This is a genomic window from Chitinophaga sp. YR627, assembly GCF_900114995.1.
In the GTDB taxonomy this organism is placed as follows: domain Bacteria; phylum Bacteroidota; class Bacteroidia; order Chitinophagales; family Chitinophagaceae; genus Chitinophaga.
The window spans coordinates 2134953-2155124 of the sequence record NZ_FOUX01000001.1 but is presented as its reverse complement, the minus strand read 5'-3'; the positions used below and the strand labels follow the sequence as shown (position 1 = coordinate 2155124).

The following is a 20172-nucleotide window of genomic DNA, read 5'->3' as shown; positions in this document are numbered from 1 at the left end:
AAACTTTTTTTCGCCCGACTAAGGTACTGAAAATCAAATTCCCCCCAGCCTCTTATTTCCAATTCTGCTTCCATTTAATGCTTTAGAATATATACACATTTTTTATATTTCCTATATTAGTTATAATTTTAATTTTAAAATAGTCTCATTTCTTAGCCATATCAAGAAAAAAAATGATCAAGCCTATGGAAACACTTTACACTTCTCAAAAAGCCATTCCGGTAAGGGATTGGAGTCATGAACGATCGGTAAGCTATTGTAAATCCGTCAGTTGGTGCGATGTTTAGTCGCCTCTCACCTGATACTTTTTTCACAAAACACCTACTGATGAAAAAGATTCTAATCCTATTATATACTATGATGTGTTGCGTTGTGGCGATGGCCCAAAACAACCCAACACCGTATATTAATGTGCCGAATGAAGTTTGTATCTCGACCGCCAGTAGTACTGCCGGTCAGGCGAAATACCTCAGTATTAACGCCTCGATACCCAACAACCTCAACAGCAATGGCTATCGGCCAACTTCTGAGAAAGCATCATGGACGATATCGGGACCATCCGGAACCGATGCGGACTATGAAATTCTGTACACGGCTAATACCGCTGCGACGACAAAAGCAACCAAGCTACAAAAAACAATGTCGCTGACCCTGCAGTTCATGCAGCCCGGTACTTACACCGTGAACATATCCATTCCCTATACGTACAATAATGGGTCAACGGTAAGAACTTATACCACCACCCGTACGATTGTAGCGCATGACTGTACTATCAATATCTGTGGATCCAACGAGGCCAACGACAAACCAGGTTTCTTTGAAGACTTTGGTACGATGGCCAACGGCGTGACCCGCAGAAAATATCCGATCGATGGCGTAGTAACCTACGACTATCAGGGTTCAGGAGATCTTGCGGATAACTATTATTCGATTTCCAACACGACCCAGCTGAAGGGAGACTGGGTGAACAACACTGACCACACCGGTAACAACCGTGGTGCGATGCTCGTTGCGAACTCCGCTTATCTCCCGAAAAGAATGTATCAGAAAACAGTAACAGGTCTCTGTCGCGGTTCTGTATACAACTTTAGTGCATGGTTGATCAACATCAACCCTATTGGCGTTTTTGAAAGTGGTTGTGTCAGCAAATATCAATATGCTGGTGTGACCTTCCAGGTGGTGAATGCCGCCAACCCAAGCCAGATCCTGGCAAACTTCCCGACCTATAACGTGTCAATGGACCTCAGTAACGCTAAATCGAGCTGGCAAAAATATGGTGGCTCATTTACGGTACCGTCCAATATTGACTCCGTTAAGGTTATTATCATGAACGACATGGATGGTGGTTGTGGTAACGATATCGCGATTGACGATATCGAATTCGCATATTGTAGCCCAAGCATCACCGCATCTATTAAAGGTAAGACAGATAACCTCGCGGAAGTAGTCTGCGAAGGCGCTCCTATTACCCTGACATCCAACTATACCCCTACTGATTACTTTACAAATCCGGCTTACCAATGGGAAATGAGTGATGACGAAGGTCTCACTTATGTAAACGTTCCATTTGGTACCAATACAGCAAAAGAACTGGTTATCGGACCTGGTGAACTGAAAGGTACCAGGAACGTTCCCACTTCCTATCGTTTCCGCGTACGTATTTATGAAGTCGGGAGTAACTCGGTCACGTGTGCCGCCCCCTCGGAATTCGTCCGGCTAACGATACTACCAATGCCTCAGCTGTACCTGACCAAGAGCAAGGTCTGCGCGGGCGCATTTGTTGAATTACAGGCTTCGGGTGGTTTCGACCGCTTTACGTGGAGAGACCTTCCGGGATATGTAGGTGATACCCGTACCATCCAGGTGTTGGGTGATACCACTATTATGGTATACGGTTATGTGGATTATGCGGACGGACATACGTGTATCGACTCAAATACCGCATTTATCAGTTCCGTAGAATCACCAATTGTAGAAGTACTCTCTACTTCACAGAATATCTGTGAAGGTTCCTCTGTTGATATCAAGATCAATGATGCTATTAATAATGGTACTAACATTATTAAATGGTATCAGGGTCCTAATGGAAGTGGTACCCTCACGCCGTTACCGGCATACGATGGTCTGACAACGCTTTCTCAGGTGCAGATAAATAATGCAGCTGAAGGCGTATTCACCGTTATTGTAAGCACGCCTGGTGATATATGTAAGGTACAATCCGCACCATTCGTTGTTAATGTAACACCAATACCCGTAGCCGAAGCTGGTCCGTCACAATACATGTGTGCGAGCACTAACTCTTCCGGTAACTTCACTATGGCAGCAACGCTGAATACTGGTGAAAGCGGTGTATGGACAATTGACTCCATCTGGGGTCCGGCTGCACCTCCTGATACAGTAGGTGTAAACCTGAAAGACTACGCAAACATCCTCCTGCCTACACTTCGTAACACAAGGGTAACGCTGAAAAAGGGTGGTACCAGCGTAAGATTCAGATGGACTGTAAAAAGCACAGTCAACAATTCCTGCGCAAGCACTGACACCGTAACCCTGTCTCTCCTGTACGATCCGTCTTACAGCGATGCAGGTCCGGATACTACACTTTGTGGTAATAATAATGTATTCACCATGCAGGCCAGCCGACCTGATCCAACGCTTACAGGATTGTATGCGGAGACAGGTACCTGGAGACTGGTAAGTGGTAACGCGACCATCGCGAACATACATCAATATAATACCACAGTTACCTCTCTGGTAAATGAGCAGGATATCGTACTGGAATGGTCGATCACCAATGCAGCGGGTTGTACGCCAAACGTAGACCAGGTTGTATTGCACAAAACAACCAAACCAGTTATCAGACTGCAACCAGTACCGGTTCTTTGTAACACAGCGACTACCTTCTCCCTGGACACCATCTCCACAAAAGGTAATCCTAATGTGTATACACTGACCACTGGTACGCCAGCTATGCCAGGCTTCACGGCTATCACCAATGATACCATCAGAGCATGGCCGATGACCTTCAACATCCCTGCAAACACACCAGCTGGTAACTATAGCTTCAACATGAGCTATAAAAACAGCTCGTCTGCGGGTTGTGACTCTACAATCACTTTCACGGTAGGTGTAGCAACGCCTCCAACTGCTCCGACTTCCGTAACTGTAGGTACACCTGGTATCTGCGTAACCGGTTCCACTACACTGACTGTTGTAGGAGGTAGCCTGGGTACTCAGCCAAACGGTACACCAAATGCAGTATGGAGATGGTACGCAGGTGGTTGCGGAACAGGTACTTCAATCGGTACCGGTGCAACTATCACTGTAAATAACATCACTGCTACCACCACTTATTATGTACGTGCTGAAAGCACTGTCGGTGGTTGTGGTAATACTACCTGCGCAAGCGGTACTGTAACTGTTTATCAACAGCCAACTACTGCAAATGCGGGTGCTGACCAGACCAAATGTAATACACCTGGCTTTACAGTGACCGGCAACACGCCGACACTGGGTACAGGCACCTGGACACTGGTTGCGGTAACTGGTACCGGTGCTACCATCACTGGTAGTGCTACCACGCCGACCACTACGATCAACGTTCCTGCTGGCGTTACTGTAAACGCGGTATGGACTATTACTAATGGTACCTGTACCAGCAGCGATTTCGCTGTTCTCAGAAATGATGTACTCCCTACCTCCAATGCTGGTACTGACCAGTCGAAGTGTAACACACCTGGCTTCAATGTAACAGCTAACACGCCTTCAGTAGGATCAGGTACATGGACACTGACACCGGTAACCGGCACAGGTGCTACCATTACCGGTAGCGCTACCACTCCGTCTACTACTATCAACGTTCCTGCCGGTGTAGTTGTAAGAGCTACATGGACAGTAACAAATGGTATCTGTACGGCTACTTCATTTGTAACACTGACCAACTACGCGCAGCCTACTGCTGTTGCTGGTTCAAATCAGTCTAAATGTAACACGCCGACCTTCACCATGGGTGCAACTGCACCAACTGTAGGTACCGGTACATGGACACTGACTCCGGTAACGGGTACTGGTGCTACCATCACTGGCAGCGCAACCAGTCCGACCACTACTATTAACGTTCCTGCTGGTGTAGTTGTAACAGCTACATGGACAGTAACAAATGGTAGCTGTACTGCGTCTTCTTCCGTAACACTGACCAACTTCGCGCCTCCGACCACGTCGAACGCAGGTCCGGATCAGGAAAAATGTAACGTTTCATCCTTCACCCTGGCTGGTAACGCACCAACCATTGGTACCGGTGCATGGAGCGTAGTTTCTTCTGCTCCTGCTGGTTTTACTTTAACTGCCGCTCAGATGAGCAACCGCAACGCTGCTATAACTATCCCTGTGGGTACTACAGTAACACTGCGCTGGACCATCACAAACGGCCTTTGTACATCTACTGATGATGTTGTGCTGATCAACAGACCGCTGCCGACAACTGCAGCTGCCGGTGCTGATCAGGCAAAATGTAACAATACTTCTTTCACACTCGCCGCTAATACGCCAACAGTAGGTACCGGTGCATGGAGCGTAGTTTCTGCTACACCTGCCGGATTCACTTTCCCTGCTGGTAGCGTAAGTAACCCAACCGCTGCTATCACTGTTCCTGTAGGTACAACAGTGACCCTGCGCTGGACCATTACTAATGGTGTGTGTACTTCTACCGACGATGTAGTATTAAGGAACGATGCACCTCCAACTACACCAAACGCTGGTCCTGATCAGTCTAAGTGTAACATCTCTGCTTTCACCCTGGCGGCTAACACCATCACGGTAGGAACAGGGGCATGGAGTGTAGTTTCTTCTACACCTGCCGGATTTACTTTCCCTGCCGGAAGCGTAAACAACCCAACCGCAGCGATCACCGTACCAGCCGGTACAACCGTGACCCTGCGCTGGACTGCTACAAACGGTACGTGCTCTGCTACAGATGATGTTGTGTTGACCAACTTCGCAACACCAACTACTTCTAACGCAGGTCCTGACCAGTCCAATTGTAACAATCCGTCCTTCACGCTGGCTGCTAACGCGCCAACCATAGGAACAGGTGCATGGAGCGTAGTTTCTTCTACACCTGCCGGATTTACTTTCCCTGCTGCCCAGGTAAATAACAGAACAGCTGCTATCAGCGTACCAGCCGGTACAACGGTGACACTGCGCTGGACAATTACCAACGGTGTTTGTTCATCTACAGATGATGTAGTGATCACAAACTTCGCAGCACCAACTGCTGCAAATGCTGGTCCTGACCAGTCTAAATGTAATACGCCTTCCTTCACGACGGCTGCTAACGCTGCTTCTGTAGGTACAGGTACATGGACACTGACTCCAGTGGTTGGTACCGGTGCTACTATCACAGGAAGCGTAAACAATCCGGTTACTACTATCAACGTTCCTGCAGGTGTAACTGTAAACGCGGTATGGACTATCACAAATGGTACATGTACAACCAGCGATATAGTTGTGCTGAGAAACGATGTACTGCCAACTGCAAATGCGGGCGCGAATCAGACGAAATGTAACACTACTACCTTCACCATGGCGGCTAACACCCCAGCGGTAGGTACAGGTACATGGACGCTGCCTACGGGTTCTGCTGCCACTATCACTGCCGGTCAGCAGAATAACCCTGCTGCGGTGATCAATGTTCCTGCCGGTTCTTCAGTAGTTGCAACATGGACCGTTGTGAACGGTACCTGTTCTGTTTCTTCTACTGTTACCCTGACCAACAACGCATTACCAACTTCGGTTGCGGGTCCGAACCAGCAGAAATGTAACACGCCTTCCTTTACTATGGCGGCTAACACGCCGGCAGTAGGTACAGGTACGTGGACACTGACTCCGGTAACGGGTACTGGTGCTACCATTACTGGCAGCGCAACCAGTCCGACCACTACCATTAACGTTCCTGTAGGTGTAGTTGTAACAGCTACATGGACAGTAACAAATGGTACATGTACAGTTTCTTCTTCTTTAACACTGACCAACTTTGCGCCTCCGACTACGTCGAACGCAGGTCCGGACCAGGAACAGTGTAACGTGTCAGCCTTCACGCTGGCTGGTAACGCACCAACCATTGGTACCGGTGCATGGAGCGTAGTTTCTTCTGCTCCAGCTGGTTTCACTTTAACTGCCGCTCAGATGACCAATCGCAACGCTGCTGTAACGATCCCTGTGGGTACTACAGTAACACTGCGCTGGACCATCACAAACGGCGTTTGTACATCAACTGATGATGTTGTCCTGACGAACAGACCACTGCCGACAACAGCAGCTGCCGGTCCTGATCAGGCACAATGTAACAATACATCTTTCACACTCGCCGCTAATACGCCAACAGTAGGAACCGGTGCATGGAGCGTAGTTTCTGCTACACCTGCCGGATTCACTTTCCCTGCCGGAAGCGTAAGTAACCCAACTGCTGCGATCACTGTTCCTGTAGGTACTACAGTGACTCTGCGCTGGACTATTACAAACGGTGTGTGTACTTCTACCGACGATGTAGTATTAAGAAATGATGCACCTCCAACCACACCAAATGCTGGCGCTGATCAGTCTAAGTGTAACACCTCTGCTTTCACCCTGGCGGCTAACACCATCACGGTAGGAACAGGTGCATGGAGTGTGGTTTCTTCTACTCCTGCAGGATTCACTTTCCCTGCCGGAAGCGTGAACAACCCAACCGCAGCGATCACCGTACCAGCCGGTACAACCGTGACCCTGCGCTGGACCGCTACAAACGGTACCTGTTCTGCAACAGATGATGTAGTGCTGACCAACTTCGCGGCACCAACTCCTGCCAATGCAGGTCCTGACCAGCAGGAATGTAACAATACGTCTACATTCACACTGGCGGCAAATGCTCCTTCTGTAGGAACTGGTGTATGGAGTGTAGTTTCTTCTACTCCTGCAGGATTTACTTTCCCTGCTGCTCAGGTGAATAACCGTACAGCAAGTATCACAATCCCTGCCGGTACATCAGTAACCCTGAGATGGACGATCACCAACGGTGTTTGTACCACTTCAGATGATGTAACACTGACCAACTTCCAGGAACCAAATCTGGCGAATGCCGGTCCTGACCAGGAAAAATGTGCTGGTGCTGACTTTGTAACTGCTGCGAATGCGCCGACAGTTACGGGTGCTACCGGTACGTGGTCTGTGGTAAGCGGTAACGCAACGATCGCAGCGGGTGAAGAAAATAACCCTGTAGCGCACATTAATGTGCCGAACGGTGAAACAGCTATCCTGCGCTGGACGCTCACAAATGGTACATGTTCAAACTTTGATGACATTGAACTGACCAACTACCTGACTCCTTCTCCGGCTAACGCGGGTGTGGATCAGCGTGAATGTAATATCTCTACGTTCTATATGGGTGCTAACGCACCGGATGTTCCTGGTGCTACCGGTACCTGGACACTGGCTGCTGGTTCTCCGGGTTCAATCAATGCAGGTGATGACAACAATCCTTCTGCGCTGATCACTGTTCCTGTGGGTACTACAGTAACCGCTATCTGGACGATCACGAACGGTACATGTCCTACTTCAGACACTGTGTTGCTGACTAACGATGTGATGCCAACTGCTGCGGATGCAGGACCTGACCAGGAACATTGTAACATCCCTGCCTTCAGAATGGCTGCTAACACAGCTTCTGTTGGTGTAGGTAAATGGAGCCTGACACCTGGTACTACTGCTTCTTTCGCAGTATCCGACAGTACTAATCCAAATGCGGTAATCACCGTTCCTGCGGGCGTAACCGTAACAGCTACATGGACCATCACGAATGGTTATTGTGTAACATCTGACGATGTTGTACTGACCAACAGAGTGATGCCAGCTGCTGCTGTTGCCGGTCCTGACCAGCAGAAATGTAATACACCTGCCTTCACAATGGCTGCTAACGTTGCCAACGTAGGTGTAGGTAAATGGAGCCTGGTTCCTGGCAACACTGCTTCTTTCGCAGTAGCTGACAGTACCAATCCAACTGCTGTATTTAATGTTCCGGTAGGCGTAACAGCACAGGCTGTGTGGATCATCACCAATGGTGTGTGTGAAACCAGAGACACTGTAGCGCTGACCAACTACGAAATGCCAACTGCCGCTGCTGCTGGTCCTGATCAGGCGCAGTGTAACACACCTGCCTTTACAATGGCTGCTAACGCTGCTTCTGTAGGTACAGGTAAATGGAGCCTTGTGCCAGTAACTGGTACCGGTGCATCCTTCGCAGTAGCTGACAGCACCAGACAGAATGCGGTAATCACCGTACCTGCCGGTGTAACAGTTGACGCGGTGTGGACTATCTCTAACGGTGTCTGCGTAACAAGAGATACTGTAAGACTGACCAACTTTGTAATGCCAACAACCGCTGCTGCCGGTCCTGACCAGGCACAGTGTAATACACCTGCCTTTACAATGGCTGCTAACGCTGCTTCTGTAGGTACAGGTAAATGGAGCCTCGTACCAGTTACTGGTACCGGTGCATCCTTCGCGGTAGCTGACAGCACCAGACAGAATGCGGTAATCAACGTACCTGCCGGTGTAACAGTTGACGCGGTATGGACTATCTCCAACGGTGTCTGCGTGACAAGAGATACAGTTAGACTGACCAACTTTGTGGCTCCTGCTGCTGCTAATGCCGGTGCAGATCAGACACATTGTAATACTCCTGCATTCACAATGGCTGCTCAGGCGCCAACTGTAGGTACAGGTAAATGGAGTCTGCCTGCTGGTTCTCTGGCTTCCTTCGCAGTAGCTGACAGCACCAATCCTAATGCTGTGATCAACGTACCTGCGGGTCTGACGGTAACAGCGACATGGACTATCACAAATGGTGTTTGTACGACTTCTGATAATGTGATCCTGACCAACTACGAAATGCCATCCAACGCGGCTGCTGGTCCTGACCAGGTTCATTGTGACGATCCGATCTTCACAATGTCAGCTAACGTACCTGCTCCTGCTACAGCGAGAGGTATCTGGACAATCGTAAGCGGTACTGCAACGATCACAGATCCGAACAATCCTTCTACTACTGTAAGAGTGGCTCCGGGTCAGACAGTAACCCTGCGCTGGACGATCTCTAACGGAACATGTACATCGACTCCTGATGACGTGGTGCTGACCAACCAGGCAATGATCCTGGGTAACACCATCACCGCTGATCAGCTGCTTTGTGCAAATGAAACTCCTGCAATGCTGCAGGGTGCTACCCTGAGCGGTGGTAACGGTACCTTCACTTATCAGTGGCAGGTAAGTACGACCAGCGCAACAGTCGGTTTCGCAAACGTAACCGTAGGTGGTACCAATGCAACATTCACTCCTCCGATGATCACCCGTAATACCTGGTACAGACGTGTGGTAATGTCCGGTGCATGTACCGGTAACATCAGCAACGCAGTAATGCTGACCCTGATGAACATTCCTCCGGTAGTGATATCCGTTCCTGGTCCGCTGACAGTGGATTGCGAACAGGGTACTGACTACACCCAGAAATTCGGTACACCGGTGTTCAGCCATGCTCCTTATGACAATGAGCCACTGAGCATCACTTACAACGACGTAACAGTAACGGTTGACGCTTGTACATTCACGGTAAGACGTACATGGACAGCTACCGACCGTTGTGGTCTGACTACTCAGGCACAGCAGACAATCACTGTGGTAGACACGAAAGCGCCTGTAATCACAGGTACAGCTCCTGCCAACATCACTGTAGATTGTGATAAAGTACCTGCAGCGGTTACCCTGCCTGCAAACGACGCTTGTAATGGCGCTATGACGATCACTCCGATCGAAGTGAGAATCGACCAGCCAGGTGCCTGTGCCAGCAACTATCAGCTGATCCGTAAATGGGTTGCAGTTGATGCTTGTGGTAACGCGAGCGACACGCTGAGACAGATCATCACTGTAAGAGACATGACGCCTCCTGTATTTGACGGTACGGCTCCGACCAATATCACCGTTGACTGTGATAAGGTTCCTGCCGGTACGCCAATGACAGCGACTGACAACTGTACGCCTGGTGTCCTCACTATCAATCCGGTAGATACCCGTAAGAACATCTCCGGTAGCAAGTGTACTGACAACTACCAGATCATCCGTACCTGGACAGCTACTGATCTTTGCGGTAACAAAACCGTACTGACGCAGACGATCACTGTTCAGGATACTATCAAGCCAAGATTCTCCATGTCAGTACCTCCGGCAGTCACTGTAGATTGCGACAAGGTACCGTCTGTTGAAACTATAACAGCTACAGACAACTGTACTTCAACCGTAGCCGTAAGAGTTACAGAGAGAAGAGATAATCTGTCTTCTTCCTGTGCAAGCAGCTACAAACTGACACGTACCTGGACAGCTACCGATAACTGTGGTAATACGAACGTAATGCAACAGGTGATCACTGTACAGGATACTACAAGGCCGGTGTTCGTTGTAGCACCTCCTGCTGATACAACAGTAAGCTGTGACGCAGTTCCTGCTCCTCCGACCAATCTGAGAGCAACCGACAATTGCAGCACTGTGAAGATCAGTTACACTCAGACACGTGAAACGATCCAGGGTGCCTGTGCAAGCAACTACCGTCTGATCCGTATCTGGACTGCGAAAGACGCATGTAACAACACCGCTATCTTCCGTCAGGTGATCACCGTAACGGATACTACAAGACCAACGATCGATCCTGCTCCGGCAAACGTAACGTTGAATTGTGGTGATGCGATCCCTGCTGCTGCGACACTGTATGCACGTGACAATTGTGATGCAACCTTCCCTAAGAAGGCTATCATGATCCAGGATCCGTTTACAGTAGACCTGTGTGCTGGTTATACCATCACAAGAAGATGGACTATCACTGACGCTTGTGGTAACACAGCTACTGAACGTGTACAGACAATCACGGTGAATCCTTGTCCGAAACCGGCCCTGGTTTCATCCCTGCCTGCTAACTGTTCAGATAATACCAAATTTGCAATCCTGCTGGAGAATAAGGTAAGCAAACCTAAATTCACCCTCACGAGCGTAGTTCCGGCTACTGCGGTTAACACTCCGCTGACACAGAGCAGCAACGTGTTTGACCTGAATGGCGCCACTCAGGCTACCTTCATCGTAACTGACGGTGTAACTGGTTGCGTATCTGATCCTATCACGTACGATCTGCAATATGTAACTAAACCAACGGTTGAACTGGGTAACGATGTAACTATCTGTCAGGGTAGTACAACAACCCTCGATGCCGGTATCGCAAACGACGCTTACACCATCCGCTGGTCAACTGGTGCTACTACCAGAACCATCGATGTAAGCACGGCTGGTACTTATTATGCGACTGTCACCAACGGTATCTGTTCTGCAACAGACTCTGTGAAAGTGATCGTAAATCTGCCGCCGCCGATCAATATCCGTGACACTGCTATCTGTCAGGGCGAATCAGTAACACTGAACGCTTATGTAGAAGGTGGCAGCTATGTATGGTCAACTGGTGAAACCACCGCTTCTATCACTGTAAATACAACAGGTACTTATGGTGTGGATGTGACTGTAAATGGTTGTTCTAATCACGGTGAAGCAGTTGTTCTCGTAGGTACACCGCCAAATATCGTTCTGACCGACGATACTGAACTGTGTCCGAATGAAACAGTCATGCTGAACGTAGAACCTGATGGAGGTTCTGTACTCTGGAATACTGGTGAAAACACCAATTCGATCGTAGTATCAAGACCAGGTGACTACACAGTGACTGTAACCCGCGATGGTTGCGTGGTAACTGATAAAGTGACCGTCACTTTAAGACCTGACCTGGGTATTGACCTCGGACCAGACAGAGAGTTCTGTAACGGTGGACGTGTAGTGATCGACGCTACTCACCCTGATGCGATCTCTTACCTCTGGAATGACGGTGATACGAATCCGGTGAAAGAAATCACTGGCGCTGGTAAATACATCGTGTCTGTAATGGACAGATTCTGTTCAAGAATTACCATGGATAGTGTGAATGTAACTGTGGCAGGTATTCCTGACTTCGATCTGGGCAGAGACACTATGCTGTGTATCGGTGAAGATCTGACACTGAGAGTAAACGCTGGTGCAGGTAACACTATACGTTGGCAGGATGGTTCAACCGCTGCTACTTATAAAGTGACAACTCCTGGCACTTACACAGTGACAATCTCCAATGATTGTGGATCTATGTCTGACCAGATTGTGGTTCGCTATCAGCCTTGTGAAGCTAAACCAGAATTCCCGACAGGCTTTACGCCAAACGGTGACGGACACAACGACATCTTCAGACCTGTCGTTCGCGGTCCGATGTATGACTACGACTTACGTATCTACAACCGTTGGGGTGAACTGATCTTCTTAAGTAAAGATCAGAAGACCGGATGGGATGGCCGATACAAAGGCGCCCTGGTTGAAAACGGAACTTATGTCTGGATGCTGAGCTATAAGAAATCGCTCGGTGGCAACACAAATGTTGTGAAAGGCGAAGTGACCGCTATCAGATAAGAAGTGTAAAGTACAATAGGCAAAGGCGTCCCGGTTATTCCGGGGCGCCTTTCTTTTTACAGGTGGCCGTCGTGTAAGGTGATTGTGATTGCTGAGAGGTAGTAGATGGCTGCTATGAGAGGAGGCTTGTTAGCAGGAACAGCGGGGACGGTATGGATATTATATAATGTGATATGGCTGGTTTCCTTTAGAGGTATTATTGGAAATAACCCTGATAAGGCATAGGACTACAGGGGAGTTCACTCTATTTGACAGAAGTGCAGAAGCATCACTGAAAACAGGCTCCATATTGTAAGGTGATGAAACAGTTACATTTGGGCAGGAGTGGAGGGCCTGCAGGATGTTGCAGAAATTCTTACAAATACGGTATTGCGGCAACTTATAGCTACAAGTTGTTATAATTATTGAAGAAAGAGGTGTGTTTTATAGAACAAATACTTTGTAAGCGGGATTGAAATTAAGCGCTCCGATCTTGTTTTTTGGGAAAATGCCGACAAAGGCGGAACCACTGCCGCTCATGGATGCATATATGGCGCCTGCGGTATATAGATTTTCTTTAATAGTTGCCAGTTCGGGATGTGCACTGAGGACGGCTGCTTCAAAATCATTTGAGATAGTGTCTTTCCAGGTTTCAAGCGGTTGCATGATACTTTCCTGTAAGGAGCGGGCAGGGGCCTGGGGGGTAATTCTTCCAAATGCCCAGCCGGTATTAATATGTACTGCAGGGTATACCAGTACAAAGCTCCGGTTGGAGAGGTCCAGGTCAATGGGCTGCATGATTTCGCCTCTGCCTGTGGCATAGACTGCTTTATTTTCAATAAAGAAGGGGCAGTCACTTCCCAGCACGGCGGCATAGTTGATCAGCTGTTCTTTTGACAGGTCCAGCTGAAACCGGTTATTCAGTAATTGGAGCATGAAGGCTGCGTCGGCAGAGCCGCCGCCAAGGCCAGCGCCAATGGGAATATTTTTATGCAGGTGGATATTTACTTCGGGGAGTTCGGGGAAATCCTGTTTCAGGAGGCGCCAGGCTTTCAGGCAGAGGTTGTCTGTCTGGTCACCCGGAACATCGATACCGGAGGTTGTAAAGGACAATTTTCCCGGACTGAGGACTTCGAGTGCATCGGTCAATGGAAGGGGATAGAAAACGGTTTCCAGTTCGTGAAAGCCGTCTGGTCTTTTGCTGACTACGTGCAGACCGAGGTTTATTTTGCAGTTTGGGAAGACGATCATGGTATAAAAAACCATAAACCATAGCTGTTATACTATGGTTTATGGATCATTTATTGATAATAATTTTTTTTAATATGATTATCAGTGGCTCTTGCGACTATTGATCTCGTCACGGATAGCGATTGCACGGATATAATCTTCCTGTTCCAGTACTTCCTGCAGGAGCTGTGTCAGTTCGTCCAGGTTGAGTACTTTGAGGTCGTCCTCTGCACCTTTCTCGTGTTCAGAGATGGTAGGCGTAACGGGCTTCACACCACTTTTCTTTCCGGCAGGGTCATCCAGGAGGATACCGGCGCTGTTCAGGATGTTTTCGTAGGTGAAGATCGGGCAGCCAAAGCGGACAGCCAGTGCCAAGGCGTCTGACGTACGGGAATCGATCTCTATCGTTTCGTCGTTACTGTAGCAGATCAATTTAGAATAAAAAATTCCTTCCTGCAGGTTGCTGATCACTACTTCATGAAGCTCAATATTAAAAGCATTCATAAAGTTTTTCATCAGATCGTGTGTCAATGGGCGGCTGGGTTGCATTTTTTCTAACGCCACAGCTATCGCCTGCGCTTCAAACCCGCCTATTACAATAGGCAGACGGCGCAAACCGTTCACCTCTCCCAAAACGACGGCGTAAGAATGTGTCTGCGTAATGCTGTGCGATAAAGCAACTATTTCCAGTTCTATTTTTCTCATATCTGTCCTGCGTTGTCGCTGAATATTTTATAAGACCGTGAAGTTAGAAAAAATATTCCTTATCTAAAAAACAGATAATAAGTTAGTTCGCAGGGGCGACTGACCTATTTTATCTGCTTAATGGCCGCTGTTAATTTTGGCACTACTTCGAAGGCGTCTCCGACGATACCGTAGTCGGCTGCTTTGAAGAAAGGGGCCTCCGGATCTTTATTGATCACCACGATGACCTTGCTGCCATTTACGCCGGCCAGGTGCTGGATGGCGCCTGAGATACCGATAGCTATATATAAATTAGGGCGGACAGTCAGGCCTGTCTGACCTACGTGTTCATGATGGGGGCGCCAGCCTGTATCTGCTACAGGGCGGGAGCAGGCGGTTGCTGCTCCGAGCGTTTTGGCCAGATCTTCCACAATTCCCCAGTTTTCGGGTCCTTTGAGGCCTCTGCCACCGCTTACTACGATTTCTGCTTCTGTCAGCGGTACTTCTCCGCTTACCGTTTCTACACTGCTCACTTTCACCCGGAAGTCTGCGTCATTGATAGCAGGTGAGAACGCTGTTACTGCTGCCTTTGCGTCGGTTTGTCCGAGGGCAAAGGTATTGGGCATTATAGCGATCACTTTTTTCGGGGAAGTGATATTTACATTGGCAAATGCTTTGCCGGAAAATACGCTCTTTTTTACCACGAAACCGTTGCTGGTATCGGGGAGGGAAACGGCTCCGGATACAAATCCGGCTTTCAGGCGGGCTGCCACGCGGGGAGCTACTGCCTTACCGTCAAAATTGTGTGGGAATATAACAACCTGTGCTGCTTCCTGATCGGCAGCCGCCGCGATTATTTTGGTGAATACGGTGCCTTCGACCTCATTCAGTCTGGCATCTGCAACATGCAGTACTTTGGTGGCGCCGTAGTTACCCAGGGCTTCCAGTTCGGCACTATCTGCTGCGCCCAATACCAGGGCAGTTGCGCTTACGCCTAATTGCTGCGCCACTTTTGCGCCGTACTGTACTGCTTCGAATGCTACTTTTTTGATTTTGCCGTGGGCCTGATCTGCGAATATTAAAACTGACATGTTTGACGTAGAATTTAATGAAAAAATGGGGGGCTTATCTCTGCAAAAATGATCAGATCACTTTTGCTTCTTCATGCAGCAATTTTACCAGTTCTTCTACATTGTCTGCACTGATAAGCTTTACTCCTGCTTTTGCCGGGGGGAGTTCAAAACTGGTTACGGAGGTCAGGGTGTCAGCTGCAGCTGGTTCTACTACCGCCAATGGTTTGGTACGGGCAGCCATGATACCGCGCATACCAGGAATACGTTGTTCCGCCATTCCTTTCTGACAGGACACGACAACAGGGAGTGTCACTTTTACGATTTCTTCTCCGCCTTCTATTTCACGGTGGATGGTTGCTTCGGTACCATTCAGTTCAAATTTTGCAGCGATAGACACATAGGGAAGATCCAGCAGTTCGGCTACCATGCCGCCTATAGCTGCACCATTGTAATCGATGGTTTCTTTTCCTGTGAAAATCAGGTCATACCCCTGTTTACGGGCATGGTCTGCTATTTGTGAAGCAATGTAAAAACTATCCTGACTATCAGTATTAATACGGAAAGCTTCGTCTCCTCCCAATGCCAGTGCTTTACGGATAACTGGCTCCGTATCTGCGCCGCCTGCGGTGACAAGATGAACGGTTGCGCCCAGCGTTTCTTTCAGTTCAAGCGCACGAACGAGGGCATACCATTCATCGTAGGGGTTGATGATGAATTGTACACCGGCTTCATTGAATTTCGTGTTGTTGTCTGTGAAAGCTATTTTTGCAGTCGTGTCCGGAGTTTTACTGATACAAACTAAAATCTTCATGGCCTAAACTGTTTTATTTTTTAAAGCGGTATGAGCAAATATATTTAAATAATGGATAGAATAGCCAGGATAAAGGAATTTCTTAAAAGCAGTCCGAATGACAGCTTTCTGAAGCATGCGCTTGCACTTGAGTACATCAAACTGGGTGATGATACGGGTGCAAGACAACTGTTTGAAGAGCTGCTGGCATATGAGCCAGGCTATGTTGGTTCTTATTATCACCTGGGACGTCTGCTGGAAAGAGCAGGACTTCCGAAGGAGGCCATCGTCGTATACGAAAAGGGTATGGAGACGGCGAAAGCGGCCAATGACAGGCATGCGTATAATGAGTTACAGGCAGCATTGGACGATCTGATTTAATTTAACTACCAGCAAATGGATTTACTGACAGGGTTTAAAATATTTATAGAAAAGGAGCAACTGTTCACGCCGGATCAGTCTTTACTGCTTGCTGTCAGCGGAGGCGTTGACTCCGTTGTAATGGCCCATCTGTTCAGGGCGGCAGGCTTTCGCTTTGCCATTGCTCACTGTAACTTTCAGCTGAGAGGCGGGGAGTCCGTACGGGATGAATCCTTTGCCGCGGACCTTGCAAAGCAGCTGGAGGTGGATTTTCACCAGGTACGATTCGACACGGAAGCTTATACTGAAAGCAAACGTATATCCATCCAGGTGGCAGCCCGGGAGCTGCGTTACGAATGGCTGGAACAGATCCGCGGACAGGGTGGCTATAGCTATATCGTTACAGCGCATCATATGCAGGACAGTGTGGAGACCTTGCTGATGAATCTCAGCAAGGGTACCGGTATTGCCGGCCTGCATGGTATTCTGCCCAAACAGGGAAAATTGTTACGGCCACTGTTATTCGCAGAAAAAGAAAACCTGCTCGCGTATGCAGCGGAACATCATATTCAATATGTGGAAGACAGTTCCAATCTTACTATCAAATATACACGCAATTTCTTCCGTCATAAGGTGATCCCCGTCATGCAGGAAGCTAATCCTGGTACGGTGACTAATATTGCGTCCAGCATAGCGCGTTTCAGAGAGGCGGAACTGCTTTATAACGAAGCTTTGCAGCGGCATATCAAAAGACTTGTTACACAGAAGGGCAATACCTGGATGATACCTGTGTTGAAGCTGCAGAAGACGGTACCGCTGCAGACCGTGGCCTGGGAGATATTCCGGGAATATGGTTGTACTGCAGGGCAGTTGCCACAGGTACTGGAACTATTAAACAGCGGTCCGGGAAAGATGGTAGAAACGGGTAGTCATCGTATCATCCGGGACCGTCAGTGGTTGCTTGTTACGCCACTGGCAGAGGAACAGGCAGCAACTATTGTGATAGAAAAGGAGAGAGGAGTTATCAGTACGGCAAATGGGGTACTCAGAATAAAGACGACGGAGCGGTCGGTGCATACGCCTATTCCTGCGGCGGCTACTATTGCCTGTCTGGATAAAACGGCGTTGCAGTATCCGTTGTTGCTGCGCAGATGGAAGCAGGGGGATTATTTCTATCCGCTGGGGATGCGAAAAAAGAAGAAACTGAGTCGTTTTTTTATAGATCAGAAGTTGTCTGTTGTACAGAAGGAAAATATCTGGGTGCTTGAATCGGCGAAGCGAATTGTGTGGATCGTTGGGTTAAGAATAGATGACAGATTCAAAATCACACCACAAACAAAAGAATTAGTAACGATAGAGTGGGAGGTTTGTTAAACCTCCCTTTTTATTTAAAATTATTTATGAGACTGTTGAACTCAGGAAAAGAGTGCTTATTCAGGCAGAAGTCATAAAAATGCTGCGCTGACAACAGGTACTCTTCATAGGTAAAAGGTTTCACCATATAAGACAGCGCCCCCAGTTGCTTACATTCATGCATCTCTATCACGTTCAGTGAAGAGGAGAAGATGATGACGGGGATGTCTTTATAGGCGTCGCGGCTTTTTAGTTCGCGTAAGGTTTGGGTACCACTCAGGCGTGGCATATTCAGATCAAGCACCACTAATGAAGGCAATACGCCCGCATTGCGGTGAGTTTCGGAAAGATACTCCAGCACTTTTTCTCCATCTTCCACCAGGAGGGGTACTTCCGGCAGATTTATCGCGTTAAAGGCATCCTGCATGATGAAGCGGTCCTCAACATCATCATCCGCCAGTAATATCTTTACAGTATTATCCATAACTGATAAATTCTTCTTTAAAATGAAAAACCAAATATTCCTGCCAGGTTATGCAACCGAGGGCAGTGTCAATATAAATTTCGCACCATTTCCCGGCTGACTGCTGGCCGTAATGGTGCCATTATGTAAGTCGGCTATCTTCTTACACATGGCGAGTCCTATGCCTGTACCTGCGTATTTTTCCCGCGAGTGCAGGCGTTGAAATAAGCTGAACATTTTATCCAGGTATTTCTCTTCGAAGCCGACACCGTTGTCTTCAAAGATGAGTTGTACAACGTTACCAATTGTTTCTGCATATACTTTCACAGACGGTGCACGTTGATCATCTGAAAACTTAACAGCATTGGAGATAAGGTTCTGAAATAACTGCCGCATCTGCATCGGATAGACGGATATGACAGGCAACTGGCTCACTTCTATCTGTGCATGTTTTGCTTTGATAGCCAGATCCAGATCGTTCATTGCTTCTGTTGCCAGTATATTCAGATCTGTTTTTACCAGATGCAGGTTTTCGCGGTAGATACGTGAGAAATTCAGCAGGTCATGGATCAGCTGTGTCATCCGTTGATTTGCGCTCATCATGTTGCCCAGGTAAAGTTTACCACGTTCATCGATCAGCTCTGCATAATGTTTATTCAGATAGTCGCTGTAGTAAGCGATCTTTCTCAATGGCTCCTGCAGGTCGTGAGAAGCGGCATACGCAAACTGTTCCAGCTCCTGGTTACTACGATTCAGTTCACCTACTTTTTCTTCCAGCAGCAGCTTCATTTCTTTCAGTTCCTTGTTGTCCCGCATTGTTTGTTCCATGACCTTTTGTGCATGGATATCTACCATAGATCCGGTCCAGTATAAAACTTCTCCGATTTCATCTGTTACTGGCGTAACAGAGATGAGGTGCCAGATAAATTCTCCGGTACTATCGTTTTTCAACTCGAGTTCCCTTTTAAAAGGTGTTTTTTCGGCGACGTGTTGCCACCAAAATTCCCAGGCAAAGGCGAATTCTTCTTCCCGTATTACCGGTTTCCACTTGTTCTCATTCAGCTCATGCGCTTCGAAGCCGGTGAAAGCTTTGAGCCAGCTGTTAGCATAGAGCAGTTCGCCTTCTTCGTTTATTGAGAAGATGATCAATGGCAATGCATTTGTCACTTCTCTGTATTGGGTCTCACTGTTTGTCAGTTTTTCTGCGAGTTCCTGCAGTAATCTGTTCTTACGCTTAATCTCATCATACGGTGAGATCGGCTGTTCGACGCTGAAAGATGAGATCCATTGTTCAATGCGGCTACTGATGATCTTATGTGCACCGGGAATTTTAAATCCGAGTGTAATCTCTATTCCTTTATCCGTTTGTTCCAGTGAAAACCGGTCGACCAGTTTTTTGGCGTAGACCATACTTTCATGGATCTTTTCGGTAAGATTGATATTATGGTCAAGTACTCTGGCCATCAGGAATTTCTCCGGATCTTTGATATCCGCCCGGATACCGAGTATAAGGACAGCATTATATCCATACTCGATAACATGTCGTGCCACTTCTGACGCGGCGGTAGCAAAGGTCGTCTGCGAAGCCAGTGAAAGCCCTGCCAGTTCACCCAGTTTCATTGTACGCTTGTGCACCAGCACCAGGTCCATATCAGTTTCGAGCGTTATCCGGGTTATTTCCTGCATTG

The 20172-nt window shown here is 48.1% G+C and carries 9 protein-coding genes; 3 read left to right on the top strand and 6 right to left on the bottom strand.

The window, feature by feature from the left end; genetic code table 11:
• Positions 1 to 327 precede the first annotated feature (327 nt).
• On the top strand, positions 328 to 12552 hold the full coding sequence (locus BMZ72_RS08030) for an HYR-like domain-containing protein (RefSeq protein WP_143087639.1): 12225 nt from the start codon (positions 328 to 330) through the stop codon (positions 12550 to 12552).
• A 423-nt stretch (positions 12553 to 12975) separates the two neighbouring features.
• On the opposite strand, the gene ispE is transcribed toward BMZ72_RS08030, so the two are convergent.
• The 4 genes from ispE to BMZ72_RS08010 form a co-directional block, all read right to left on the bottom strand.
• Positions 12976 to 13797: a 4-(cytidine 5'-diphospho)-2-C-methyl-D-erythritol kinase gene (gene ispE, locus BMZ72_RS08025; RefSeq protein ID WP_089806911.1), complete on the bottom strand. Its 822-nt coding sequence runs from the start codon at positions 13795 to 13797 to the stop codon at positions 12976 to 12978.
• Positions 13798 to 13863: 66 nt separating this feature from the next.
• Positions 13864 to 14466 carry a bifunctional nuclease family protein gene (locus BMZ72_RS08020; protein ID WP_012791393.1) on the bottom strand — a complete coding sequence of 201 codons (603 nt, stop codon included), beginning with the start codon at positions 14464 to 14466 and terminating at the stop codon, positions 13864 to 13866.
• A 104-nt stretch (positions 14467 to 14570) separates the two neighbouring features.
• Positions 14571 to 15536, bottom strand: a complete 966-nt coding sequence (locus tag BMZ72_RS08015) for an electron transfer flavoprotein subunit alpha/FixB family protein (protein WP_089806909.1) — start codon at positions 15534 to 15536, stop codon at positions 14571 to 14573.
• 52 nt (positions 15537 to 15588) lie between these two features.
• Entirely contained in the window at positions 15589 to 16329 is a 741-nt protein-coding gene (locus tag BMZ72_RS08010) for an electron transfer flavoprotein subunit beta/FixA family protein (RefSeq protein ID WP_089806907.1), read from the bottom strand.
• A 51-nt stretch (positions 16330 to 16380) separates the two neighbouring features.
• Here BMZ72_RS08010 and BMZ72_RS08005 point away from each other — a divergent pair, with 51 nt between their 5' ends.
• Together BMZ72_RS08005 and tilS are read left to right on the top strand one after the other, a co-directional pair.
• Positions 16381 to 16689, top strand: a complete 309-nt coding sequence (locus BMZ72_RS08005; RefSeq protein ID WP_089806905.1) for a tetratricopeptide repeat protein — start codon at positions 16381 to 16383, stop codon at positions 16687 to 16689.
• 15 nt (positions 16690 to 16704) lie between these two features.
• Complete coding sequence (tilS, locus tag BMZ72_RS08000) at positions 16705 to 18042, top strand: tRNA lysidine(34) synthetase TilS (protein WP_089806903.1); 1338 nt, start codon at positions 16705 to 16707, stop codon at positions 18040 to 18042.
• Between the two features lie 10 nt (positions 18043 to 18052).
• Here the strand turns inward: tilS and BMZ72_RS07995 are convergent, their stop codons facing one another.
• Both BMZ72_RS07995 and BMZ72_RS07990 read right to left on the bottom strand, forming a co-directional pair.
• Positions 18053 to 18505 (bottom strand): response regulator, encoded by a 453-nt coding sequence (locus tag BMZ72_RS07995; protein ID WP_089806901.1) that lies wholly within the window; start codon positions 18503 to 18505, stop codon positions 18053 to 18055.
• Between the two features lie 48 nt (positions 18506 to 18553).
• The gene (locus BMZ72_RS07990; RefSeq protein WP_089806899.1) at positions 18554 to 20170 is read right to left on the bottom strand and encodes a sensor histidine kinase; all 1617 of its coding nucleotides are present in this window, start codon (positions 20168 to 20170) and stop codon (positions 18554 to 18556) included.
• Positions 20171 to 20172 lie beyond the last annotated feature (2 nt).